The sequence below is a fragment of the Alteribacter populi genome, from assembly GCF_002352765.1.
Taxonomy (GTDB): domain Bacteria; phylum Bacillota; class Bacilli; order Bacillales; family Salisediminibacteriaceae; genus Alteribacter; species Alteribacter populi.
On record NZ_KZ293963.1, the window covers coordinates 1,814,260 to 1,839,626 of the forward strand.

The 25,367-nt window shown below is 41.2% G+C and carries 20 protein-coding genes and 1 pseudogene; 6 read left to right on the top strand and 15 right to left on the bottom strand.

What is annotated here, in order from left to right:
- Nucleotides 1-140: 140 nt before the first annotated feature.
- The gene (locus CDZ94_RS08800; RefSeq protein ID WP_096436229.1) at nt 141-1,103 is read right to left on the bottom strand and encodes a hypothetical protein; all 963 of its coding nucleotides are present in this window, start codon (nt 1,101-1,103) and stop codon (nt 141-143) included.
- A gap of 130 nt (nt 1,104-1,233) precedes the next feature.
- Entirely contained in the window at nt 1,234-1,782 is a 549-nt protein-coding gene (thpR, locus tag CDZ94_RS08805; protein ID WP_096436231.1) for an RNA 2',3'-cyclic phosphodiesterase, read from the bottom strand.
- Between the two features lie 440 nt (nt 1,783-2,222).
- Here thpR and cysK point away from each other — a divergent pair, with 440 nt between their 5' ends.
- Nucleotides 2,223-3,161, top strand: coding sequence for a cysteine synthase A (cysK, locus tag CDZ94_RS08810; protein WP_096436233.1), 939 nt, complete (start codon nt 2,223-2,225; stop codon nt 3,159-3,161).
- 215 nt (nt 3,162-3,376) lie between these two features.
- Here the strand turns inward: cysK and CDZ94_RS08815 are convergent, their stop codons facing one another.
- Both CDZ94_RS08815 and pepV read right to left on the bottom strand, forming a co-directional pair.
- Complete coding sequence (locus CDZ94_RS08815) at nt 3,377-4,558, bottom strand: MFS transporter (RefSeq protein WP_280951843.1); 1,182 nt, start codon at nt 4,556-4,558, stop codon at nt 3,377-3,379.
- Nucleotides 4,559-4,579: 21 nt separating this feature from the next.
- Nucleotides 4,580-5,986, bottom strand: coding sequence for a dipeptidase PepV (pepV, locus tag CDZ94_RS08820; RefSeq protein ID WP_096436235.1), 1,407 nt, complete (start codon nt 5,984-5,986; stop codon nt 4,580-4,582).
- Between the two features lie 379 nt (nt 5,987-6,365).
- Here pepV and CDZ94_RS08825 point away from each other — a divergent pair, with 379 nt between their 5' ends.
- Together CDZ94_RS08825 and CDZ94_RS08830 are read left to right on the top strand one after the other, a co-directional pair.
- Complete coding sequence (locus tag CDZ94_RS08825) at nt 6,366-6,581, top strand: polyribonucleotide nucleotidyltransferase (protein WP_096436237.1); 216 nt, start codon at nt 6,366-6,368, stop codon at nt 6,579-6,581.
- 111 nt (nt 6,582-6,692) lie between these two features.
- Nucleotides 6,693-6,911, top strand: a complete 219-nt coding sequence (locus tag CDZ94_RS08830; protein WP_232735711.1) for a DeoR family transcriptional regulator — start codon at nt 6,693-6,695, stop codon at nt 6,909-6,911.
- 387 nt (nt 6,912-7,298) lie between these two features.
- On the opposite strand, the gene CDZ94_RS08835 is transcribed toward CDZ94_RS08830, so the two are convergent.
- The 5 genes from CDZ94_RS08835 to CDZ94_RS21830 all read right to left on the bottom strand — a co-directional run bounded on the left by CDZ94_RS08835 (nt 7,299) and on the right by CDZ94_RS21830 (nt 12,106).
- Nucleotides 7,299-8,009, bottom strand: a complete 711-nt coding sequence (locus CDZ94_RS08835; RefSeq protein WP_096436241.1) for a pseudouridine synthase — start codon at nt 8,007-8,009, stop codon at nt 7,299-7,301.
- Nucleotides 7,999-8,673, bottom strand: coding sequence for a hypothetical protein (locus tag CDZ94_RS08840; protein WP_096436243.1), 675 nt, complete (start codon nt 8,671-8,673; stop codon nt 7,999-8,001). The genes CDZ94_RS08835 and CDZ94_RS08840 overlap by 11 nt, the downstream gene beginning before the upstream one ends.
- Nucleotides 8,674-9,204: 531 nt before the next feature.
- Nucleotides 9,205-10,380: a rod shape-determining protein RodA gene (gene rodA, locus CDZ94_RS08845; protein ID WP_096436245.1), complete on the bottom strand. Its 1,176-nt coding sequence runs from the start codon at nt 10,378-10,380 to the stop codon at nt 9,205-9,207.
- 31 nt (nt 10,381-10,411) lie between these two features.
- Nucleotides 10,412-11,608 carry a putative lipid II flippase FtsW gene (ftsW, locus tag CDZ94_RS08850; RefSeq protein ID WP_096436247.1) on the bottom strand — a complete coding sequence of 399 codons (1,197 nt, stop codon included), beginning with the start codon at nt 11,606-11,608 and terminating at the stop codon, nt 10,412-10,414.
- Between the two features lie 363 nt (nt 11,609-11,971).
- Entirely contained in the window at nt 11,972-12,106 is a 135-nt protein-coding gene (locus tag CDZ94_RS21830; protein ID WP_280951844.1) for a hypothetical protein, read from the bottom strand.
- A 473-nt stretch (nt 12,107-12,579) separates the two neighbouring features.
- Between CDZ94_RS21830 and CDZ94_RS08855 the strand changes: the two genes are divergently transcribed.
- Both CDZ94_RS08855 and CDZ94_RS08860 read left to right on the top strand, forming a co-directional pair.
- Nucleotides 12,580-12,891: a winged helix-turn-helix transcriptional regulator gene (locus CDZ94_RS08855; RefSeq protein ID WP_096436249.1), complete on the top strand. Its 312-nt coding sequence runs from the start codon at nt 12,580-12,582 to the stop codon at nt 12,889-12,891.
- A gap of 443 nt (nt 12,892-13,334) precedes the next feature.
- Nucleotides 13,335-14,141, top strand: coding sequence for an ABC transporter ATP-binding protein (locus CDZ94_RS08860; protein ID WP_096436251.1), 807 nt, complete (start codon nt 13,335-13,337; stop codon nt 14,139-14,141).
- Nucleotides 14,142-14,283: 142 nt separating this feature from the next.
- On the opposite strand, the gene CDZ94_RS08865 is transcribed toward CDZ94_RS08860, so the two are convergent.
- From CDZ94_RS08865 to proC, 6 genes and pseudogenes are all read right to left on the bottom strand, one after another.
- Complete coding sequence (locus CDZ94_RS08865) at nt 14,284-16,317, bottom strand: iron ABC transporter permease (protein WP_096436253.1); 2,034 nt, start codon at nt 16,315-16,317, stop codon at nt 14,284-14,286.
- Nucleotides 16,318-16,320: 3 nt separating this feature from the next.
- The gene (locus CDZ94_RS08870; protein WP_096436255.1) at nt 16,321-17,331 is read right to left on the bottom strand and encodes an ABC transporter substrate-binding protein; all 1,011 of its coding nucleotides are present in this window, start codon (nt 17,329-17,331) and stop codon (nt 16,321-16,323) included.
- Nucleotides 17,332-17,512: 181 nt separating this feature from the next.
- On the bottom strand, nt 17,513-19,150 hold the full coding sequence (locus CDZ94_RS08875) for a putative polysaccharide biosynthesis protein (protein WP_096436257.1): 1,638 nt from the start codon (nt 19,148-19,150) through the stop codon (nt 17,513-17,515).
- Nucleotides 19,151-19,463: 313 nt separating this feature from the next.
- The gene (locus CDZ94_RS21670; protein ID WP_245415717.1) at nt 19,464-21,920 is read right to left on the bottom strand and encodes a M14 family zinc carboxypeptidase; all 2,457 of its coding nucleotides are present in this window, start codon (nt 21,918-21,920) and stop codon (nt 19,464-19,466) included.
- Nucleotides 21,921-22,376: 456 nt separating this feature from the next.
- Nucleotides 22,377-22,773 (bottom strand): annotated as a pseudogene (locus CDZ94_RS08885) (secondary thiamine-phosphate synthase enzyme YjbQ).
- Nucleotides 22,774-22,894: 121 nt separating this feature from the next.
- Nucleotides 22,895-23,698 carry a pyrroline-5-carboxylate reductase gene (proC, locus tag CDZ94_RS08890; protein ID WP_096436259.1) on the bottom strand — a complete coding sequence of 268 codons (804 nt, stop codon included), beginning with the start codon at nt 23,696-23,698 and terminating at the stop codon, nt 22,895-22,897.
- 332 nt (nt 23,699-24,030) lie between these two features.
- Here proC and CDZ94_RS08895 point away from each other — a divergent pair, with 332 nt between their 5' ends.
- Nucleotides 24,031-25,305, top strand: coding sequence for a BaiN/RdsA family NAD(P)/FAD-dependent oxidoreductase (locus CDZ94_RS08895; protein ID WP_096436262.1), 1,275 nt, complete (start codon nt 24,031-24,033; stop codon nt 25,303-25,305).
- Nucleotides 25,306-25,367: the final 62 nt, after the last annotated feature.

The following is a 25,367-nucleotide window of genomic DNA, read 5'->3' on the forward strand; positions in this document are numbered from 1 at the left end:
GCGTAAGGCAAGCGCATGCTTGCCCTGTCACGCATAGCGTGACAGCTTTGAAAAAACCTGAAAAAGCGCTCAAAAAGCAACAAACTTTACGAAACAGCCTAAAAAAACCGCTAGTTCAAATGCACTAGGCGGGCTCATAACTAAGAATCTTTCTTCTTTTCCCAATCATTGATAAACTCAGACCGCAATTCGGAATTAGTCTCGCATTGACTTAAAATCGCACCTGTTACTTTTAACTGATCGTGCTTAACAGGGGTGCGATTCTTTTTTTGTGGCTCAAACCACTCTAAAAATGTTCGTTTATCATAGATGGCTAGCCGATGATCCTTACGAGGCAAATCAATAAAACTTTCTTTTGCAATAATAGCGGTTTTAATAGAGTACGTTAGATTTTTTTCACGCAGTACATCTGAAACAACTGATTTCATCCGATTAACCGCTATGGTAGGATTCAAAATTTTCTCTTCTTCTGGCTTCTGGTTCTTAACCCAAAACCGGTCATTATAAGGTTGATAAATGGTTTGATTATTTCCAGGTAATGCGTGAAGAAGCCAAATGTCTGTTGGTGTAACGATTATAATATCTAATTCAATCTGTGCTTTTCGAACGTTAAACACTGGATAATAGAATAAGAAATACGTATCAGGTAATTTTTTTACAAGAAAAGCCAAAAAGGGATCATACACATAAGATTTTTTAACATAAGACTTTTCTGTGACCGTCGAACTTGCCCAGTTAAGCTGAAAGCTATAAAGCTCTTCATGGAATGTCTTTTTTAATGCTTCAATAGATGAAATAGGGCGTTCAAATGTCTCTGAGAACGAAAGTCGATCTTCTTCCCTTATCGCTTTTTTGTCATTATTCCCCTTCCCAAAAGGAAGCCATCTTTTCCAGCCTATCGTACGCTTTTCAGTTTCAATGCCATAGCTAGATGTCACGATCTCATCATAAGCATAAGATTTATAGCGTTCTTTTCGTTTATTCCAGTCATTCTTCAGTCGATCCCATCGCTCAGCCTTCAGTCGGTTATAGCGACTTGAGTATCGGTAAACATCAAGTTGATAGCGTGAAATATAATCATCTAGTTTTACGAGTTGTGCCATGGCGGTCTCCTCTCCACCGTCGTCATATGATATGTTTAAGTTTACCACATACACTTAAGTTAAAGCTCTGCTCTTTATTTTTTGAGCGTCACAGTAAAAAACTAAAAACATTAGAAGACATGACGATAGCCTATGATAGTGTTACTGCTCCAACCTTTCGATACATTGGCTTTTCTTGTGGATGTATCTTGTATAAAACCACTTCATCTACTTTCCATGCGACTTTTGGGATGCGAATGGATGATTCTCGCATTTTCATGGGTTTTTCCGACCTATACCCTTTTCCTAAAGTAATATGCGGAGTAAACGGACGTGATTCCACAGGAAACTCATGAGTTTCTGCAATTTTTTTAATGTTATTATGAAGAGCAATTAGCTCCTCTGAATATTCCACCCCGGCCCAGAGTACCCGGGGTTCTGAAGGTCTGCCAAAAAAACCTACTTCATTTAACTTAAGAAAGAAAGGTGCCTTAGAACTTACTTCTTCTTTTATACGAGTCCAGAGATTAATTCTTTTTTGATCTTCCCATCCCCCCATAAATAATAAGGTGATATGAAAGTCAGTGGATGCAGTCCAACGTTTAAAACGACTTTTCACTTCAAATGTTTCTTGCGTTTCTATAAGGTAAGGTTGTATTTCAGCTGGTACAGGTAAGGCAATAAAGTAATGGCCTGCCATTAATAAGCCTCCTTTTGTTTAACCTAAAGTGATATGATAAAATATAGATGCTTATATCCGAGATCATTCATACGGAAAGACGGAAAAAAGAAGAATTATTCTAAATGATTATCCCCTTTGCTCAGAATTATGAAGGCATCAGATATGTTTAATATTTTTCTTTTAATTATGGCTCTTTTCGTATGTATTGTTGCTTTTAATCTTCGCAGCTGAAATAAACTGCGACATAACCTACCGCTTCGGAAATACACTTCGCTTTCTGCGGAAGTATAATATGCTTCTCATATGAATGATTTCTGAGCTAATGACATACTCATATTATTCTATAGTTTTTCATCATATAGCCTCCACCATGCAAATACAAATGCGGACAGCTATAACGTTAGAATTAAAATGTCTGATCAAAAGTAGGAACACCTCTAATAGGAAGGATGAACGTTGTGAAAGTAGTCGATAACATGGCCGAATTAATTGGAGATACCCCGCTCGTAAAGTTGCAGAAATTAAGCCCAAAAAATGGGGCAGATGTCTATTTGAAACTTGAATTCATGAACCCTAGTGGCAGTGTCAAGGATCGGGCAGCCTACAACATGATCGTGCAAGCCGAAAAAGATGGGCTTATTAATGACAACTCCGTCATCATTGAACCGACCTCTGGAAATACTGGGATTGGCATTGCGATGAATACAGCTGCTCGAGGATACCGAACGATTTTAACGATGCCAGACACGATGAGCCAAGAGCGAATTAACCTCTTGAAAGCATATGGAGCTGAAGTCGTTCTAACTCCAGGAGATAAGAAAATGCCTGGGGCAATCGAAAAAGCTCACGAGCTCGTAAAAGAAATTCCGAACAGCTTTATGCCAATGCAGTTTGAAAATGAAGCCAACCCTGACGCTCACCGTAAAGCTACTGCCCTTGAAATTAAAGAGGCTATGGAGCAAATCGGCAAGCCGCTTAGTGCATTTGTCGCTGCTTCTGGTACTGGTGGAACGATTACAGGAACAGGTGAAGAACTAAAAAAACAATATCCTGAATTAAGTATTCATGTCGTCGAACCAAAAGGCTCCCCTGTTCTCTCAGGTGGAAAGCCTGGTCCTCATAAACTCGTCGGAACAAGCCCAGGATTTATTCCTCCAATTTTAAATGAAGAAGTATACGGTGAAATTTTCACAGTGACAGACGAAGATGCTTATGACATCACACGCCGTTTATCTCGTGAAGAAGGTATATTGGTTGGCCCTTCATCAGGAGCAGCATGCTACGCTGCCCTTGAAGTAGCCAAACGACTAGCAAACGACGATGTTGTCGTGGCAATTGCCTGTGATACAGGAGAACGCTACCTTTCAACAGACCTGTTTATTTTTGATCAAAAATAGCGGCTCTTTTATAAAGAATTGTTGCTATTGCTTTTGAACGTTAGGCGAGCGGCGTGAAGGTAGCGCTGTCCACTTATAAATTATCTTTCAAGAAAACCGCAAGGCACCCGCTAATCCGCTCGTGGAGCTAGACACCGAAATTTTATACTCCCTTAACTCTTAAAAAGGGGATTCAAACCCTGAGTGTGCTTGCTCAAGGTCTGAATCCCCTATTTTTATACCGTTGCTCCCCGTTTCTCGAGCCTCATAATGACTAAAATTAATGCAGCCCCAATTAACGTAAGTACCCCGTAAAACAAATACACATATAAGACATTTTGCCAATCCATAATTAGCCCTGCAAAAAAGGTGAAAAACCAGGCACCAAGTCCATTGCCCACTGCCGAATATAAACTTATAGCCGTCGCTTTCACCTCACTAGGCGCAAGATTACGTACATACTGCAATGCTGCTGGAATAAATAAACCAATGGATAACCCTTGAATCACTGTTGTAACGTAGATAAAGGTTGGAGAAGGCTCCATGAAATAAAAGAGCCAGCGCAAACCTGAAACTAATGCAGCTAAAAAGAGAATCACAATGATCCCCTGTTTATTAATCAATGAGCCCGCCCAACGCATAAACGGAATTTCACTTCCGGCTGCCAATAGAAAAGCGAAACCGACCCCTGCAAGTGAACCACCTACAAACTGGATCAATAAGCCGAAATAGAAGTTATTAGCCATAATCGGACCAAATACAAGAAATGTAACGACTAGAAACAATACAAACCGAGGAACCTTGACTAATTTACGTAATCCAGAGACAAGTTCAACTCGGACAACAGACGAATCTTTGGGCATGCGAAGAGCGTAAAATGCACTTGCCCATAATATAATAGCAAAAACGTAAAAGATGATGGACTGCCCGAACCAATCGGACAAATTCCCCATAAGCCATACGGCAACAGCGAACCCTGCTGCCCCCCACAACCGAATCCGACCATAATCGCCACCATTTTCGTGGACGTAATTCATCGACATGCTGTCAGATAGAGGAATAATCGCACTTTGAAATATTGCTAAGAAAGCCGCAATAAAGACCAGTGCAGGATACAAATCTGTTGTGATATACATAAGGCCAATCGCACCGGTACCTATTACAGCAATCGTTAATAATATACGCGGCTTCCTTGTATAATCGCTAAGCATTCCCCAAACCGGTTGAGCTACTAGCATTGTAATCGGTCCAATGGACATGATCGTTCCAATTTGAGCTCCGTTTAATCCGACTTCATTTTGCAAATAAACACTTAGTAACGGGAATAGTGCGCCAATCGCAAAAAAGGATAGAAAGTAGAATGCTCGCATATTAAACATTAGCCGTTTATGTGATGGATGTCCTGATACCTGTACCAACTGTGATCGCAACCTTTGTTATTATTTTGCTAATTCATAAATCGCCTGAGCGTAGATTGAAGTAGCTTTAAGCAAATCTTCAATATGAATCGCTTCATCAGGCTGATGTGCAACGTCTTCACGGTGTGGAAATAACGGTCCGAATGCCACACCTTCATTTAACGACCTTGCATACGTCCCCCCACCAATCGCCAACAGCTTAGAGGAGAGACCTGTTTGTTCCTCATAAACCGACGATAACGTTTGGATAAGAGGGGAATCTTCGTTTACCATGTGAGGCTCTTCATGAGTAAGGATGCTCCCGTCAAATCGGTACGCTTTTAGTATTTTATCTAAAGTCTTTTTGACATCAGTAAAGATAACGCCTTTTGGGTAGCGAAGGTTCACGCCAATTTTGCCACCATTATTTTGATCATAGTTCAGAACCCCTAAGTTGAGGGTTAAATCTCCCAACTCTTCGTTTATGTGATGAATTCCTAAGCTTTTTCCTCTTGAATCCCTCGCAAATTTTTCCGCAAGTAACTCTAAGAAATAACCTCCCTGCTCATCCCAATGATACCGATTTAAAAATCGAGCTAATTCAAGACCACCATTGATACCTTTATTAGGTTCCATGCCATGAACGGACTTTCCTTGAACAGTTAATACAAGCTGATGTTCTTTGTTAAGAGAAGTCTTGCCCTGTAACTGTTCCTGAACCAGATATTCTTCAAATACCGTCTTCATCGTCTCAGGTGATCCCGATTTGACGACAGCCTCCCCTTTTTCCGGCACCATATTTAAGCGATGACCTGAAGAAAAACGGACGAGAGTGTTTTCTACGTCTTTTGGTTGCTCTTTTAGGACAGACTGGCTGTACTGTATATCACAAATCCCCTTCTCAGAATAAATGATCGGGAAATCCGCATCAGGAGCAAAGCCTGTGACTGGCATCTCTTCTTCTTTAAAGTATTTGTCCACGCAACGCCATTGGCTTTCTTCATCTGTCCCGATAATGAGTCGTACGCGTTTAGATAAAGGAAGGTTCAAATCTTTAACGAGCTTTAAAGCATGGTATGCCGCCATTGTAGGACCTTTATCGTCAATTGCACCTCTAGCGATAATTTTTCCATCGGCGATTTCAGCACCGTACGGATCCTTGGACCAGCCATCACCTTCTGGGACGACATCAATATGACAAAGAATCCCTACTAACTCGTCACCTTCACCGTATTCAATATGTCCTGCATAACCGCCTATGTCTTTTGTAGTAAAACCATCAGCCTTAGCCTTATCTAGTAACCAGCGGTATGTACGGTCAATCCCTTCGCCAAAAGGCCTTGTTTCTGTTGCCGTCGATTCATCGAGAACACTTTTATGACGCAAAAGCGCCTGCGTATCTTTAATTACGTCTGATTTTCTCTCTTGAATATGTTCAATCCAATCCATCTGTTTCCCCTTTCCAACACTTGTAATTGAGTTTAGTATACGTTCTTCTTGGTAAAATGAAAAGTCTGCTGTATTACAGCTTTTCAACTCACATAATAGTAGAGGACAAATTCGTTTTACCCTAAGATCATTAGAGTTAAAAAGACGCTTAAAAAGTTATTTGACGCGAGCCGATAGAGCCCTGAAGGTAGACACCGCAACGTAGATTTTTATGCTTTCTTTACTCTTTGACTCACTTTCATCATTCATTTGTCATGTCTTAGAACCCTTGAGCCGCCTGGGCTCAGAATTATGAAATTCATTCTTTAAAAAAACGTTGCAAAAAACTTTACCTTTTTACTTCCTTTCGCTAAAATATAGGTCAAAGGAGGGAGACGCGGTGAAGCTGAGTTCTATGATGGAAGCTCAAACACAACAAACACAGCATACTCTAAATATCTCTCTTATAAACAGCTCCTTAAATACTCAAGCAGCCCAGGCAACCGACATGCTTGATATATTGAAAGATGGAACACCCCAGAAAACCACAGCTGAGACATCTTCTGCTTCCGAACCGCATCCCACTTTAGGCAAACTCACCGATACTCAAGTTTAGTTTGTTCTTTCCTTTGTTCCATCACCCTAGTGTCATGTTTGGCTGGTTCATGCATACATATGAAACCAACCAGAGCAGGCTATGGGGAAGAATTCGATAAGGAGTGGTTTTTTGAAACCTTCAACTGACCGAATGCTGACTAGGATTAAGTCCATGTACCTTTACATTAAACGAAGGGGGAACGTCACCACACAGGAATTGGTTGAAGAATTCGGAACAACTCAGCGTACCATTCAACGAGATTTGAACGTCTTAGAGTATAACAACTTAGTAAAAAGCCCCACCCGTGGTAAATGGGTCGTTACAAAGAGGAAAACTATCGTTTCGTGAATACATTAAGAAAAACCGCATAGCGGTCTTTTATTAAAAACAGCGTTAGCTCGCATGTTTTAAAGGCTCAAGGATGCTTTTCCCTTGAGACGAGCGGCGTGAAGGTAACTGTTAGCTCTATACTTTCTAATCGTTCTAAGAAAAGCGCAAGGCGCCCGACTATCGGCGAAATGCAAATGTTCTGTCCAATAAAAAGTGCTTTCTACTTATAATCGGTCAGGTTATTTGGCAAAAGCCGACGACGCCTAGAGCTAGCCATTGAAACGTAGATTTTCATATTTTCTGAACTCTTAAAAACGACTCCCCCAACTTTTCGCGTTGGGGGAATTTTTTTCCTGTCCTTATACTGTATTAACTAGCCGTATTTGCGCTCATGATCAAATTGAGTTATTCCCCTCTCAACATCATAAGCTCTTCGTCCGTGAGCTCTCTGTATGTGCCAGGTTCCAACTCCTCGTCTAAACGTAACTCCCCAATCGTTTCACGCTTTAAAAACTTTACTTTTCTTCCGACAGCCTCAAACATCCGTTTCACTTGATGAAACTTTCCTTCGGTTATGCCTAACCTGATTTTAACACCGTCTCCTCCATCTATCACTTCTACAGTTGCCGGTTTAGTTTCATATCCGTCATCGAGAGTGACTCCAGATTCAAGTTGACTAATTTTTTCATCAGTTAAAGGTTGATCGATCGTAGCTACATACAATTTGGTAACCTTTTTCTTAGGAGAGGTAAGTTGGTGCGCCAATTTACCATCATTCGTTAGGAGCATTAATCCGATCGTATCTTTGTCAAGTCTCCCGACTGGAAATGGGTCATAAATCATGTCCTCTGGTTCTAGTAAGTCTATAACTGTTTGGTCCGTTGCATCTTCTGTGGCCGAGAGTACACCTTGTGGCTTATTCATCATTATGTAGATGAACTCCTTGTATTCAATTTGTTCCCCATATACAGTGACCTCTTCATTTTCAGGATCAACATGGCTCTTACCATCGGAAACTGTTTCCCCATTGACAGCTACTCCGCCTTTTTTCAAAAGTTTTTTGACATCTTTTCTTGAACCAAGTCCCATATTCGCTAGTAATTTATCAAGTCTCATCTGTTATCTCCTTTACAGCCTTTTGTCCAAAACCGCCTAGATTATCGTTTAGGTACGAATGAATCACACCAGGGATGATTTGCTTTGCAGCATTGGTGATAAGAACATCATCTATCTGTTTTTTCTTGAGTTCTCGCTTTAGTTTGATGACCGCCTCAATCCCCTGTTTTGTAGCTGTCTTGTTAACAGCCAACACATCCTGTTCGGGAGCGAGAACGATCGTAAAATTGGATCCTAAGAAACGAGTAACTTCATCTGTATACTTTTGTGCTGAAGGGTCAACAGCCGCTAGGCCAAAGCCGTCTTTTCTTAATTGATCTGCTTGCGTTACAAACTTACACGGAACAGCTTCTACTTCATCAGGGAGCCACTGCTGAATATCTGCTCTTGTCAGAGATGTTGCTGTATAGTGTAAAATTGTTTTTGAAGAAAAGAAGTGACGATGGTTTACCAAAAAGTGCTCAATTTCGCCTTGAGGTAAAAAGAGCCAGATGTTCCTAGCATTATGTACATCTTCTAGGTCAATCCAATTAATTTTTGGATTTTCTTTACTTGCAGCGATCACTTTCTCTTTCGTTCGAGAATAGACATGAATCGGTTGATCTATTGGCAAGAGCGAAACGACCGATTGTGCTAGTTTGCCAAAACCTATGATTATCGTCATTTTCACACCCCTTCAATCGTTATATAAGAAAAACCGCATAGCGGTATTTTGTTAAAGCCGTTTCCTAAAAGATTATTGCTTTTTGATAAGATAAGATCTTCGTTCGAATTCCACTACAGGCGGACGCTTTCACCCAAGGGCACAAGTGCGACATCCATTCTTCCTTCACTCGTTCGTATCACGGTGTCTTCTATGCCGCGGGCAACGCTTCAGCCTACTCAGGGAAACCACCCTGCGGGGTCTTCAGCCGTTGCTTTTCCCGCTGGAGTCACCGCCTTTCGCTCTTTCGTTTTAATAACGACAATCTATGCGAAAAATCGTTAGGTTCCGCCGTATGTTTTAGAGTCTCAGGAATGCTTTTCCCTCGAGACGAGCGGCTATAAGGTAGCTGTCGTTCTAAACTTTCTTATCTCGGAACAAAAGCGCAGCGCCTGGATCTAGACACCGAAACGTAGATTTTTTTAATATTTTTATGATTTATTAACTCTTAAAAAAGAGAGTTGCATAACACAACCCTCTTAAGTATCACTTTTAATAATCTTCACCAAACATGTAATGCTTTGTCCGGATGTTGACGTTAAGTACAATCCCAACTGCGATCATGTTGGTCAGCAATGCACTCCCCCCATAACTGACAAAAGGTAATGCTAGACCTGTAATTGGCATCAAACCGATCGTCATTCCGATGTTTTGGAAGATTTGAAATACCAACAAACCGACTACGCCCGAAACTAGAAAAGTCCCAAATGTGTTATTACAGCTAAAAGCAATAATCACCATTCGATATAAGAGGAGGAAATAAACAACGATGAGTACGGTTGCTCCAACAAAACCGAATTCTTCTCCAATCACCGTAAAAATAAAATCTGTGTGGAGCTCAGGTATGTCTCCGCCTTGTGTCTTTGCTCCACGAGTGAAGCCCATCCCATACAATTGTCCCGCTCCTATTCCTTGGAGAGCATGAAAAAGCTGATAACCAAGACCACTCGTATCACTCATTGGGTCGAGCCATGCATAGATCCGATCCAATTGGTGAGCAGCGATGATTTTAGTAAAAATATCAAAGAAATAGTTGTGCAAAATAACGAGTGAGCTGATGCCAGCGATAACACAAGAGACTAGAAGTCCAATCATTCTCCATGTCACACCTGACATTAAAATCATCGTCATCATAACTGCACTAATAACCAGGGCTGTTCCAAGGTCAGGTTGAACAAGGATCAGTAAAAAAGGTGGCAGCCCCACTGCCATCACCTTACCAACCACTTTAGCATCTCCTATAAATGTTTTTTCTTTCGGAGCCTGGCTGATTCGGTATAAGAGGTGAGCAAGGGCGATAATGACAAAGATCTTTACAAATTCAGATGGCTGAAAAAGAAAGATATCAGGGTGACCAATCCACCGTTGCGCACCGTTTGTTTCATGTCCGAAGAATTGAACAAGTAACAGTAAAACCATCCCAAGTCCGTATAGAGGAATGGAAAAGTTTTTAAACATTTCATAATCAATACTCATCGCACCCATCATTAAGATGACACCGATGGCAAACCACACAACCTGTCTACGTACGAAGAAAGTAGAGTCAAGCTGCGTATACTGTTCTGTTGTACCGCTATATATGGCCATAAGGCTGATACACATTAACAAAAAAAGAAGAAATAACAATGTGAAATCTAGCTGTTGTATCGACGACTTCCGTTCTTCCATAATTTTATCCACCTACATTTTATCTCATTGACTATCGTACAGGCCTTAATGGCGTGACAGCTGACGCCGGGGATGGTTCTTTTTCCTCCTCCGGTTCATTTTCCAAACGCTCTGAACGTTCTTTTTCAGTTCTTCTAGATATATTGGCTAAAATTCCTAACGAAGCAAAGGTCACCATTAAGGAAGACCCACCATAACTTAAAAATGGGAAAGGAATGCCCGTGATTGGTAATAAACCGCTAACAGCCCCTGCATTAAACAATATTTGTATCGCTAGCTGAAAGACAATCCCAAAGGCTAGTAAACTGCCAAACGCATCTCTGCAGCGAGCACCGATTATGACACCACGCATAATAATGACACCCATACAGGTTAGGACAAATAGAATTCCTAGCACGCCTAATTCTTCACTAATTATAGCGAGAATAAAGTCGGTATGGGCTTCTGGTAAGTAAAACAACTTTTGGACGCTTTGTCCAAGACCTGCGCCAGTCATTCCCCCATGAGCAATAGCAATATAGGATTGAATCAATTGGTACCCATCTGAAGACCACAATTCAAATGGATCACGGAAACCAACAATCCGGTTCATGCGATATTCAGCCGAACGGGCGTAGTATACGAGGGCAATCACAGCGAGTCCCCCGATCCAGAACAAGTGGCGTTTTCTGGCACCTGAACAAAATACGATTAAACCGGCAACAGCCACCATCGACGTCGCTGTCCCGAGGTCAGGCTGAAGCATAATGAGTCCAAACAATACCCCTACAACTAACAGAGGAGGCAATACTCCTTTTAATAAGTCATTTATGTACGCTTGTTTTTTTGAGTACACATAAGCAAGGTAGATGATTACGCCAAGCTTCACAAACTCTGAAGGTTGAATTTGGAATCCACCGACTCCAAGCCAGCGCTGTGCTCCATTTACATCAATACCTAGCGGCGTCTTGACAAGAACAAGAAGGATTACAGAACCGAGTATAATAAAAGGGGTAAGCTTCCTGTAGTGTCTGTATGGAAACACCATTAAAAACGTAAATAAAAACACCGATACACCAAGCCACATTAACTGGCGTTGAAAAAAATAGGTGAAATCTCCTTGACTTTCATATCCTCTTACAAAACTTGCACTATAAATCATTACCAATCCAAACGTGGAAATGAGAGCGATAGTAACGATGAGAATCCAGTCGATATGAAATTTTTTCTTAGGAGCTTCATGTTCCAAATCAGTCACCACCCTAATAAGTACGTGTTCAAAAGAAGGAAAATAAGATCCGGGAAGGTCGAGGCTGCGTAGCTTCGAGCAACGGAGCCACGCTCCAGGTGGCGCGAAAGCTATTTTTCCCGGACTTTTTGAACACCCTCTATAATCGATCCTTCAATCATTCAATTATATCAGAGTAACCCCCCTCGAGAAAGGGACTTGACGCCTGTTATCATGAGAAATTAAGGAAAAATTGTGCGGGGACAGTCCCCCGAACTTTTTGTGAACATTAAGAAAAACTGCATAGCTGTCCGCTCTATACTTTCTGAGCATAAGAAAGACCGGCGGTGCTAAGCTTCGCCGGTCTTCAACTAGATGATTCGATTATCCTCTTAGTGATTTCGCTATACTAGCTACACGTTTACCTAATCGTTTCGCCATGACGAAGTCTCTTTTATCAGGTTGATTACTGCCGGCTCCCCATTTCAAGTCACCGTGAGTCGCTAACTGGTAAATCACTTTGAGCATCTTGAGCAGACATTGCTTGTTTTACAGCATCAAATTCTTCCACTCAGGCAATTTTTATTTATACACCTTCGACTTCACTAGCTCCTTCCGACCGCTTTTTCCATCCTTTGAATGTCTCCATAAGAGCTATAAAATGGAATAAAGATTTTAGTCATATTGATCCTCTCCTTGTACCTGGATGACTTATGACACTCTTAAAAAAATGAGTCTGACAAAAATGAGTTGTTCTCCTTATTTCATATTCCTTTCTCTAACAAAAACAAAACACCTTCTAAAAAGAAAGTTAACGCTTTATTTAAAGTAACTAACTATTAGTTAGTATATTATTTTAGTTGCTTACAGAAGTCAAGTGATATGTGATATAATAATATTTAGTTCATATTCAAGAAGGAGAAAATGCGGAGAAGACAATTTTCTCTAGTTTTTACCTCCTCTTATTATGAGTTTTTAAGGAGATGAGAATGATGGATCAATATCATCTTTGCCCAAAGTTTGAATCTGCATTTCAATTACTTGGAAAACGTTGGAATGGTTTAATCATACGAGTTCTTTTAAATGGACCGAAACGATTTCGTGAAATTTCATCTGTTATCCCAAACATGAGCGACAAAATGCTCGTGGAACGATTAAAACAGCTCGAAAATGAAGGTGTAGTCAAGAGGGATGTTTACCCCGAAACACCAGTCCGCATTGAATATGTTCTCACTGACAAAGGACGAGCCCTAGAGCCTGCCATGGACGCTTTTCAATCATGGGCAGAACATTGGATGACGTAAGACTCGGCTTGCAGCCAAGCCTTGATTTTTCCTTTAGCTATTTAACTTAAGTGCAAAAAAGACTGTCCGATTGCAGGCAGTCTTTTTTATTTACACTTGATTATAATATCTAATACCACATCTATTATCAAACAATAAGAGAATTCACTTCCCGGACTCTTGACCCTCTTCCGTATTGTACGTATACTTTAATTGATAACGGTTATCATTGCTTCCAACGTAAAAGGGATAAAGAAAACTTATACTTTATTCCTTTAGAAAAGTTAAACTTTCTTAAAGTAGAACAAAATGAGCGGAAGATCGAGGCGACACAGCTTTGAGCAACGAAGCGAAGAGCGATCATGTGGATTTTGCTTCAACTGCGGCTAACCCACCCTTTACTGGCGTCGCTATTGCTATTTTTACCGAACTTTTTGAATATCCTCTTATAAGGAGCTCATGATATGGATCACTTACAAGCTTCTCAACTTACTGTCGCTTATGACAATGAATACATTTTTAAAGAATTATCTCTCACTATTCCAATGGGTAAAGTTTCTTCGATTATCGGGCCTAACGGATGTGGGAAATCAACATTATTAAAAACGATGTCCCGACTTATTAAACCTCAAGCAGGTACAGTAATATTAAACGGTCAAAACATTTATTCTATGAAAACAAAAGAGGTAGCTCAGGAATTGGCGATTTTAAATCAAACACCGCAGATGCCTGATGGACTTACCGTCTATGAGCTTGTTACCTACGGCCGTTACCCTCATCGTCAGCGCTTTAAAAGCTTAGGCAGTCACGACTATGAAATAATTGATCGAGCTTTAACCGATACGGGGATGATGGAATTTAAAGACCGTACACTCGATGCTTTATCTGGCGGGCAACGTCAGCGTGCTTGGATTGCGATGGCTCTTGCTCAGGAAACAGAAATGCTCTTTTTAGATGAACCTACCACCTACCTGGATATGGCTCATCAGTTAGAAATTCTGAAGCTCGTGAAACAACTCAATGAAAAAACAGGTTGTACAATAGTTATGGTCCTTCACGATCTCAACCATGCCGCTCGATTCTCCGATCATCTGATTGCGATGAAATCAGGGGAAATTATCTATAAAGGAGAACCGACGGAGGTTATCTGCCCACTCGTACTTAAAACGGTCTTCGGAATTGAAGCGCTCATCACAAATGACCCGATCAGCGGTGCCCCGCTTTGTTACTCTTATGATTTATGTGCTTCTCCTGTTACTTCTGCTAAATAAAATAGCAGCAGGCAATTCAGTAGAGCCAGACAATATTGGATAGCACATACAAAACGCTTGAGGATCTTATCCTCAAGCGTTTTACTTCTCCACTAAAAATTGCATGTCCCGTACTGTAAAAGAGCGCTTCAATTGTTTCTCACTACCGATTATGTTGTCTATTCATTAACCACAGGAATAATGGCGCACCAATTAAGGCTACTACTAACCCAGAAGGAATTTCTTTTGGAAATAAAATAACCCGGCTAAACGTGTCCGCTACTACAAGTAAAATACCACCAAATAGTAAGGAAAGCCCATATATTTTCCGATTGTCGTATCCACTCAACAGCCTTGCCAAGTGAGGGGCAACAAGACCGACAAACCCAATTGTTCCAACTGCAGCAACGGAGCTCGCAGCTGCCACAGTTGCTATAATCGCTAAAACAATCCGTGTTTGTGATACATTCTCTCCTAAATTAACTGCTTCATCTTCCCCCAAGCCTAATACATTTAATCTTTTCATATAGATGAAAGATACCGGAAGTAAAATGAGTAATGGGATTAATAAATAAAGCTGCAGCTCCGGGAATCCAGTGGCATATGTACTTCCTGACAGCCAAGTGAGCGCCCCGGCAGCATTCATATTAAAGCGAGTAATAAATAATTGGATGATCGCACTTGCGAAAGAAGACACCGCGATTCCGATTAGTGCTAATGCAGAAGGCTGAAAAGACAGTTTCCATCCTAATATTAACACTATAGCAATCGCTAAAACTGCTCCTGCAATCGCTCCCACTGGCAAAAGGGCAACAGAAATATTCGTGAATAGAAACAATACGAGGATTGCTCCCATTCCTGCCCCTGCGGTTACACCGAGAACAGACGGATCTGCTAACGGATTCCGTAAAATTCCTTGAAAGATTAATCCACTCATAGCAAGTAGTAGGCCACATACTAAGGCAACCAACACCCTGCTCATTCTTAACTCGAGTACAATAAAGCGAAGCCCATGATTATCAGGGTTCGTCAGAGCCTGCCAAGTCTCAGCCCATTGCAAGCCTTGACCACTAGCCACCACGCCAAAGATGAAAGAAATAACTAACCCTGCTAAGCCTAGAACGATAAGCCATTTATACGGGATTCTCTTCTTTCTATTTGAACCGCCAAGTGTCATTGTCTCATTAGTTCTTCTAAACATCGAACGGTGCCTGAAGATGAGATATATTAGCCAAGGCGCACCGATTAAAGCCGTAACCGACCCTACTGGTACTTCTTTAAGAGTTGGATCAAGCACTCTCCCTAAAATATCTGCGAACAACAAGATATTTGCTCCCCAGAGAAGTGACGCAAGAATAAGAGGACGATGTTTGCGAAAGCCTATAAGTCTCATTAAGTGTGGAGCGATCAAACCAACGAATCCAATCGGCCCCACAACACTCACTGTCGTTGCTGTTAACCCGACAGCTAAAATAAACAAAACGACTTGCGTCTGCTTAATGTTTTCCCCAAGCGATGCTGCTTTTTCTTCACCTAATAAAAGAATGTCCATTTTCCCTGATAGCAGTAAAGCTACGCATGTTACCAAGATTAAAATCGGGATAGCAAATAATACACCCCGCCAATCTTGTTGTACGAGACTTCCATTGCCCCAAAGAAAGAGGCCAGACGTTTCTGTTTCATAAAAAATTTGAAAAATCGAGGTTAGGGAAGAAAATAGTAGCGTAAGAATCATTCCGGCTAACGCCATTTTTACAGGAGTTGCGTGAAAACCTCCAGACATAACAAAAACTAAAATTGCTGCAAGCGCTCCTCCTGCAAATGCCATCACAAATCCATTCGTAAAAAATGCAGTAGGTAAAAGAACCGCACCTAACACAACAAAAAAATAAGCGCCTGCATTTACACCTAACGTAGCTGGAGATGCTAGAGGATTTTTCGTAAGTGTTTGAAACAGCACACCGGCTACGGCTAACGAAGCGCCTGCTAAAATCCCGATTGCAATCCTTGGTAAATATATGGAACGAACGATCTCGTGCTGGACTGTGTCACCTTGAAACATAACAGCTTCAAGTACGATTTTAGAGGTATATGTACCTGCACTCTGAAAAAGATGAAGCCATGAAAAAAGAAAAAGAAGAGCTCCTCCTCCTCCAAAGACGAGGATACTCTTCATTTTATTATTCTTAATCATCATCGATTACTCTCCAACAAGAATGTCTGTCATTTGTTCAGCAAATACTTCAGCCGACAGTGGACCACCAAATGTCCAAGTATCTCCTGGCAAAGCATAGTTTCTGTGTTCTTGTACAAAGTTCAGCTTATTCCAAACGATATTGTCTTTGAGCTGATTTTCGAAAACATTATCATCTTCTTGAACGATATAAGTAAAATGAGCATCCTCATACCGCTCTAATTGATCAACACCCGTTTCCACGTAACCATACAGTTCGAAATCTCTGCCATCAAAAGCATTCTGCAAATTAATTTGTTCCATAATCTGGACGGCCATTGAATTATCCGTAAACAATCGCAAAACGGCTGTTTCATTCGCACTGTAGGCTTGCGAGAGAAGAACTTCAGTATCCGTTAACCCTGCGTCATTGATCTGTTCAGCAAGCATATCGTATGAATCTTCAAGATCAGCCAGTACTTCAACTGCTTCCTGTTCTTTTCCAACAGCTTTAGCCATTTCTTCAAAAGTAGAAATCATTTCTTCATATTGATCACCTTCCCCTTCTTCAGGATAAGGCTCAAACATTACGGTTGGCGCCAATTGTTCTAATTGACTCTGAATGCCTTCATGACGTGAAGCTGCTGTAATAATCAGGTCTGGCTCTAAACGAGCAATTTCTTCAAGACTTGGCTCCTGTCTTGTCCCTACATCTGTTACATCTTCAGCTAATTCAGGTTCAACATTAACCCAAGCATCATAGCCATCAATATCGGCTACACCTACGGGTTGGGTACCTAAAGCAAGCAGGTTTTCAGCGTAAACCCACTCTAAGACAACTATACGTTCTGGCTTTTCCTCTAATGTTGTCTCTCCCAACGCATGTGTAATCGTAGTTTCACCATCTCCAGTAGCTGAATTTTCTGTTTCACTTTCATATGTATCTTCATCTTGCTCAGGTAAGTTTTCTGTTTCCTCACCACAACCAGTAAGCACGATAACACTAGCTGATAAGATCATTCCCCACTTCTTGACCATTTCTATTTCCTCCCATTTATTCTCAGTTAGACACAATAGATAATCATTTTCAATTGAATTATAGAGTTTTACATTGGTTCTGTCAATGAGAAATATTCTCAATAAGAAACAGTTGTCTACCTTAGTTATTGTTCCCAAGACTAAAAAAGAGATGTCCCGTTAGACATCTCTTTTCTTAGTGTTATGCGTCTTCCATAACGTTCTTTTGCTTTTTTAAAAACTTGAATCGATGACCCAATATTTGACCTGCAAGGCCTGAACGAACACCGAGAAAACCGTAGACGACAAGACCCACTACGATTGTAATTGGTAAGTTGATAAATGTTGCTACTCTTGTTTCAAGTGGAAGCGCCAACTGAATAAGCTGATTGACTCCCCATACACTCAAGCCCATTATCGTTGCAAAAATGACAATAAGAAGTGTTCGTTTTATAAGAAAGCCATAGCTGTATTCTGCATATTTTCCAATCGCCCACACATTCACACCAATCGCAGCCAAGTATCCAAGTCCAGTTGCATAAATCGCTCCAGTAGCAACGAACCACCCGATGAAAAGACTGTTCGTTACAAGTTTCAAGACAACCCCGACACCTAAAGCAATGACAGCATACTTCTGCTTATTAATTCCTTGCAGTAATGACGATGTTACTGCGAAAACCGAAAACATAATCGCCACTGGTGCATAATATCTGAGAATTTCTCCACCTATTTCAAGATCAGCTAATCCAAATAAAGCACCGTATGCGGGATAGGCAAGAACCGATAACCCTACTGCCGCTGGTATACTTATAAACAAAATGATCTGATACGTCTGTGTAATATGCCGTTGAACACGGGTTTTGTCTTCATTAATAAAAGCATTTGTCACTGTCGGTAAAATGGTGAGCGACAACGCTGTAGCTACCGATACCGGGATGAGAATTAATTTATGAGATGCTTGGACAAAAGCACCAAAGTATTTTTCGGCCGTTTGCTGGTTATACCCTAACGAGTCCATAGCATTGTTAAAGGTAAACATATCTACCAACTGATACAACGGAATAGCAAGACCAACAAACGAGATCGGCAACGCATAACGAATCAGTTCCTTATACATTTTCGGTAGAGGTATTTGATGGTCAACGACGCTTTCCTCTATTTGCTTTTGGAAGTTGCCCCTCCGTTTAATCCAATAGGTAATCAGAACTGCCAAACCACCAAGCGCTCCAATGAAGGCCCCGAATGTGGCAAAACCAACGGCTGTTCCTAATTCACCATTCCAAACATTAATAATCAAAAATGTAAACAGCAAAATAAACAGGATCCGAACGATTTGTTCAATCACTTGCGAAACCGCAGTCGGCCCCATCGAATTATGTCCTTGGAAATATCCCCGAATAATCGCCATGACAGGAACAATTAACAATGCTACACTGACCATTCTAATGGTAAAAACAGCGTCACTAATACTATTACCTTGAAGATCATCTGGATCTAACACACTTGTAGCAATAACAGGTGCTAATAAAAAGAGTGCTAAAAATGTTACAACTCCAGTGATTCCCATAACAATCAGCCCTGATTGAAACAATCGTTGTCCCGTACGGTAATCACCGAGAGCATTGTATTTCGAGACAAATTTGGATACAGCAAGGGGGATCCCTAATGTTGCTAAACTAAGCAGTACCGTATACGGAACATACCCATATGTATAAAGAGCCAAGCCTTCAAGCCCAACAATCGCCTGAAACGGAAAAATATAAATAAGACCGAGCATCTTCGAAATGAAAATTGATGCTGTTAAAATCATCGTTCCTCTGAGTAACTGTCTCTCTGACATTTTATTCCCTACCTCAACATCTGGTTTTTGAACATCTTCTTATAGACACTGTTAGCATTTTATCATAATTCCACCTCAACAGATAGAAATTGGCTGCAACAGTGGCTATCGGATTAAAAAAGTGGAAAACCTTAGTCTTAATTGACGCCAGTCACCTAAAATGGTTTCACTTATTTAAAAAAGTTCGGGGGACTGTCCCCCGAACTTTTCTTAACGTAAAAAGCCTCGCACATTTACACGCGAGACTTTTTGTACTGTACTTTGGCGAAAAGACAAACGATTCTACATGTCATCTAGATCGGATTTATTAACTCTACCGGTTGCCGTTACCTCTTGCATGAGGAGGCGGGCCATTTCCTTTTCCTGGATTTCCATCTGAGTCGCCAATTGTAATCGTCTCAGAATTGTAGTTTTTACCATTTCCATCTGGCTTGTAGTTCTTTTCTACATTTCCTGCAGGATCGACTGAGAAGAATTTAATGGTCGTTGTTTCATCAATAGGTAATGTTTCTGCGCCTTCTCGTGTGCCAGCTAGTTGTAGTTGGTTTGATTCAAAGGTAGGGCGACTTCCATCCAATGTGTAATAAATGGTAGCCGGCTCACTTGTTTCAAACGCCACATCAACTGGATCGGAGTATGTGCCACTTCCAGGTACAGCGTTTGATTTCGGTTTTTTGTTATCTTGTGAGTTTTCATAAGCAACTTCAATCAAACCTATTAAACCGTTTGCAAATTCCAATGCTTGATCATGTCCTTCATCTTCATAATCAGGTTGGAATCCTGTGGACACCCACCTGTTACCTTCCCATAATTGTGCCCCTACTTCAAAGTTCCAAGTATAAATATCTTTCTCATACCAAAGATAGTCAGCAGAGTTACCAGCAGCAGAGTACAATACATCAGGGATCGGGCCTGTCCGCGTTGGACGAATCACGGTTCCGCGATGTTGTTGAATTCGGTTTAAAATATGTTCAGAAGACTGCCAATAATACTCTTCTTCTCCTGCTGTCGGACGCGGTAATGTCGTACGATTCGTATCATAAGCACCTGGTGACCACATGAAATAACCACCGTGACTGTGAATATTCATTCCGAAATCAAGGTTTGGAAATTCATCAGCTAACCAAACGAGATTTTGGGCCTCTGGTTCTGAATTAACTTCCGGACCTGCAAATGAGCCACTCGTACAGCTAGAAGAAGCACCCACAAAACCATCCCACATCGTTCCTACGGAGTGATTTCGATTTAAATCAACTCCCCAGTTGTTACGAGCGCCAAAATCTGATGCTTCGTCTGGCCCACAGTGATTTGTCATATTTTTACGCTGCATGTTGAAATCGTAGAAGCTGTAATTTGCTCCATCTGGGTTCACCATTGGAACCAAGAAAATCTCAAGGTTATTTACTAGTTTCTTCGTATCCGCATCATGAGCGTAGTTTCTAAGTAAACGTTCTGCCGTTTCCATCGTAACTAGCGGTGTTACCCATTCACGTGCATGCTCTTGAGAATAAGCAAGTACACCTGGATTAGAACCATCTCTGTCCTTGCCAATCCTAAACGCTTTAACCGTAGCAGGTTCACGAGAAACATAATCTGGTGCGTTTAATCCATCAGATAATGTTGACGACCATGGTTGCGCCATTCCCGTTCCACTGTTTCCACGATATGTTGTTGCCGCAACAAGATCACTCGCTTGATCATTTAGTGCCTCGACAACTTCACTCGCCGTACTTGTTAATTCACCTGAAGAATCTGTTGCTAGTTGTACAGTTACTTTTTTTTCTTCCACCGCCACATCTAGCGACGCTTCTTCGGTATTAGGGTCAACAAATTCTACTTCTATGTCATTACCACCTTCATGTCCCCAATCTTTTGATGTTACGCTAACGGCAGTATTTGTAAAACCTCCCATCGTAGCCTGAGCGTGTCGTCTATACCCATTCGTTTCATAAGGCATTTCGATGATCTCTACTAGATCTGGGAACTCATCTGCCAACTGTTCCATTTTTTCATTAATTTCAATGGGTGTCATATAAGAGTCGATAAACTCTGTTACATAATGTTCTCCCGGTTCAGGCCTGTCTCCTCCTAACCACTCAGTTACGTCTCTTGTTGCCGTACCACCTAAATTACTCTCAATAGTAACTGTCGATGGGATTTCTTCTACGGGAATTTCAAACCAGTGGTATAAATATTCCCCGTAATCAGATCTTCGTGAAAGCGTGGCTGAATTTTCCTCCCCATTTTCCGTCCAGCTTGCGGTAAGTGCTGTACTTACTGAATCCCCTTCACTCGATTTTACTTCAACGTAAAGGAATGTAGCGGATTGATTCGTGAAATGATTCGCACGAAGAATTTGTAGCTCATCTTCTACAGTAGCCAAAGTTGAACTTCGTTGCTCTGATCCATTTCTTTCAACTACTCTTGTTGCATCTTCTTGCTTTGTAAGTAATGTGGAACTTACTTCAATACCGTAATCCTCTAATACTTTAATTTCTGATGGTGTAACAACAGCTTCTACTTCCATTGCACCGTTATTTTCGTGGATCGCTGCAATATCAATGTCCAGCTCTACAATTCTTTCAGCTGCTTCTTCATCAGGTAGTTCCAGGGTAACAATTTCAGCAGTTTCTTCCTGTGGTATCGGTTCTCCTGGCTCAGGTTCGGCAGAAGTAGGTGTTTCAAGACCAGTATACAAAGTTGAAACAACGAGTGCTGCAATGACCATGAAAATTACTAACCTGCTTTTCCAATCTCCTCTTTTCTTCATTAACGACATACACCTCCTAATAGATTTGAAAATCATCTCTAGTATAGGAGTAATATTTTAATTTTTCTGTCATTTATTGTTGGTTGGCTGAACGTGACTAAAGAATCATTTACTAGATATACTAATATTTCGAGTAGGGAAATATCTAACTTTCTAATAATAATCAACGAGAAAATCCCAATATTTTAGCTATTTACCTTGTTGAAAAACGTTTGATCTAATCGAACCCTCCCAAAAAAAACCAAAGATAAATATTTTTTGACAAAGAACGACTCATGTATTTCACTAATCCCCGCTCGTACCCATACTCAAAAGAAAAATAATACTTTAGTCACATATAAACTCTCTATCGATTAACTTTAATCTAGTTCTAAAAACCCAAAAGTTCAGGGGACTGTCCCCCGAACTTTTGGTGTAAATAAAAAGAACCAGCGGGAGGCTGGTTCTTTGGTATGCTTAACCTTCGATGACTTTTAATATGCATTTTCTAGTACGAGGACCGTCAAACTCACAAAAATAAATGCCTTGCCACGTTCCAAGAATGAGTTCCCCGTTTTCGATAACAATCGGCTGTGAAGATCCGACGGTACTGGCCTTAAGGTGTGAGGCTGAATTCCCTTCCGCGTGACGATACTTTTCGTGAGTCCTACACTTCGTCCAACCTCATCAGCATGTCATGTTTGACATCCGGATCAGCGTTTTCATTAATTGTAATCCCCGCAGTCGTGTGAGGACAATATACGTAAATGACTCCCGTATGAATCCTCTGTTCTTTAATATAGGATTCAACTTTACTAGTAATGTCGATCATTTCATCACGTCTTTTGGTCTTAATTGAAAGTTGCTTTAACATCGAAGACACGTCCTTTAAAGAGTATTAGAAGGTCATGAGCAGAATTGTCTCGAACATCCAGGGTGTGCTAAATGGGAACCTACCTATCACGCAAGGATAAACTGCCTATTTTTTACTAGATTTACTTGTCTCCTCTTGCATGAGCGTTCGTTGCCTTCACCGCAGCTTTAATCGCATCTTTATAACCTCGTTCAACCAGCACTTCCAGTCCAGCTGCCGTCGAACCTCCTGGTGAAGCAACCTGTTTTTTCAAATCTGTTGGAGAATGTCCTGCTTCTAGCATAGCAGCGGAGCCACTAAGCATTTTAACCACTAGTGAACGTGCTTGTTGGGGTGTGACTCCATTATCCATTGCCGCTTCTTCCATTGCTTCCACAAATGCATAAACAAAAGCCGGAGCACTTCCCGTAACAGCTGTTAAATCATGTACTTGCTTTTCACTTAACTCAGTAGATTCCCCAATTGCGCCTAATATAAGGTTAATTACTTGGAGGTGCTCGTCATTTACATAATTTCCGCACGTAAACGTTGAGATCGATTGTCCAATTTGCGCCGCGGTATTAGGCATAATCCAACAAACCGGTGTTCCCTCTGGTAACCGCGCTTCCATGTATGTAGGGTCAATGCCTGCTGCTACAGTGATAACAAGTTGCCCCTTTATTAAGGAAGATAGGCGTTGTAAAATTGTATCGTGTGTAACAGGTGGAGATGCTAATAAAATCACATCATGTTTAGCCACCTCTTCCTCCCAATTCAATGAGGCAGTTACATCATATCGCTCTTTCAGCGTGTTTAAACGTACTTCGTCCTGACGATTTGTCATCGTGATCGTTTCTACAGAAGGGTGTCGTTTGCTGACAATTCCAGACAGAACAGCTTCAGCCATTCTACCGGCTCCAATCATTAAAATACGGGTTGGCTTCATGTCCATTCACTCCTTTTACCTTTTATATAAAGTATCATGAGTTTTCAGTTTAGAAAAGAGCACTTTTCTCCCTAGTTTAACTTGACGAGTTGTCGAACAGCTTACGAAAGGAAATGCGCCCCTTCACTTTGTACTTTCCCCGCGCAATCTGGCTTGAACAGTCCACTATTCACGAAAATAGCACACGGATTCATGTAGCTGAGCGATTTCAATTTTCCCGTTACTTACATCTCTTGTTTAATACGCCCTTTAAATATATTCCGATTATGTTTAAGATAATTATGCTAGACTAAAAATGTTTAAGAAGCAGTTAGAAAGATGGTGAAACAATCATGCAAGATAGTTATGATGTCATTATAATCGGCGGAGGACCATCTGGGCTCATGTCCGCTGTTTCAGCAGCAGAGCATGGCGCTCGTGTTCTCCTTCTTGATAAAGGGACAAAGCTCGGTCGAAAGCTTGCCATTTCAGGTGGTGGTCGATGCAACGTAACAAACCGGGCAGACGCAGAAGAAATTATAAAGCATATTCCAGGGAATGGTCGCTTCATGTACAGCCCATTCTCCGTTTTTAATAATGAAGATATTATTTCGTTTTTTGAGAATCTTGGTATTGAGCTAAAAGAGGAAGATCGTGGCCGGATGTTTCCAGTAAACGATAAAGCGATTACTGTCGTTCGCACGTTGCTTGATCGAATTGAAAAGCTAAACGTAGAAATTCGAACAGAAACCGAGGTCGCCGATGTTCTATATGATCACGAAGACAATCAAGTCCGCGGTGTGAAGTTAAAAGTGGGCGGTGAAATTGAAGCGAAAAACGTCATTATCGCTGTAGGTGGTAAATCCGTTCCTCACACTGGAAGTACAGGTGACGGTTACCCGTGGGCAAAAAAAGCTGGGCACAAGATTACTGATCTGTACCCGACGGAAGTTCCAATCACCTGCAGCGACTCGTTTATTAAAGAAAAAACAGCCCAAGGCCTTTCACTAAGAGACATTGAACTTAGCGTTATTGATCCGAAGAAAAAGAAAACGATCGTTACACATGACGGTGATATGATTTTTACCCATTTTGGGATTTCTGGGCCGTCCGCTCTGCGCTGCAGTCAATTCGTGGTGAAAGCTCAGAAGAAACATGGTGGAGTGCCTATTCCAATGGCCATCAATTTATTTCCTAGCATGCATTTAGAAAACATTATCAAAGACATCGAAACGCACGTTAATGCTGAGCCAAAAAAAACAGTGAAAAACTCTTTAACTGGCTGGGTGCCTGATCGCCTATTAATCGTTCTTTTCGAAAAAACAGGCGTAGATCCGCAAACGACACAGGCGAACCTATCAAAAGAAAATATGCGCAAGCTCGCTGAATACTCTCAGCATTTTTCCCTCTCCGCAACCGGCACACTTTCGATTGAAAAAGCTTTTGTTACAGGTGGCGGAGTAAGTGTGAAAGAAGTTCAGCCAAAGCGAATGGAATCTAAGTTCATGAATGGTCTGTTCTTTTGCGGAGAAGTATTAGACTTGCATGGCTACACTGGTGGATATAACATCACCGTAGCCTTTTCCACCGGATACACCGCAGGGCGAGCCGCAGCTATGAACGTATAGATAGGTGCCTGACCCCCACCGCTGTACAGCATTAATGTGGCGGGGGTCAGGCACCTTGTTAA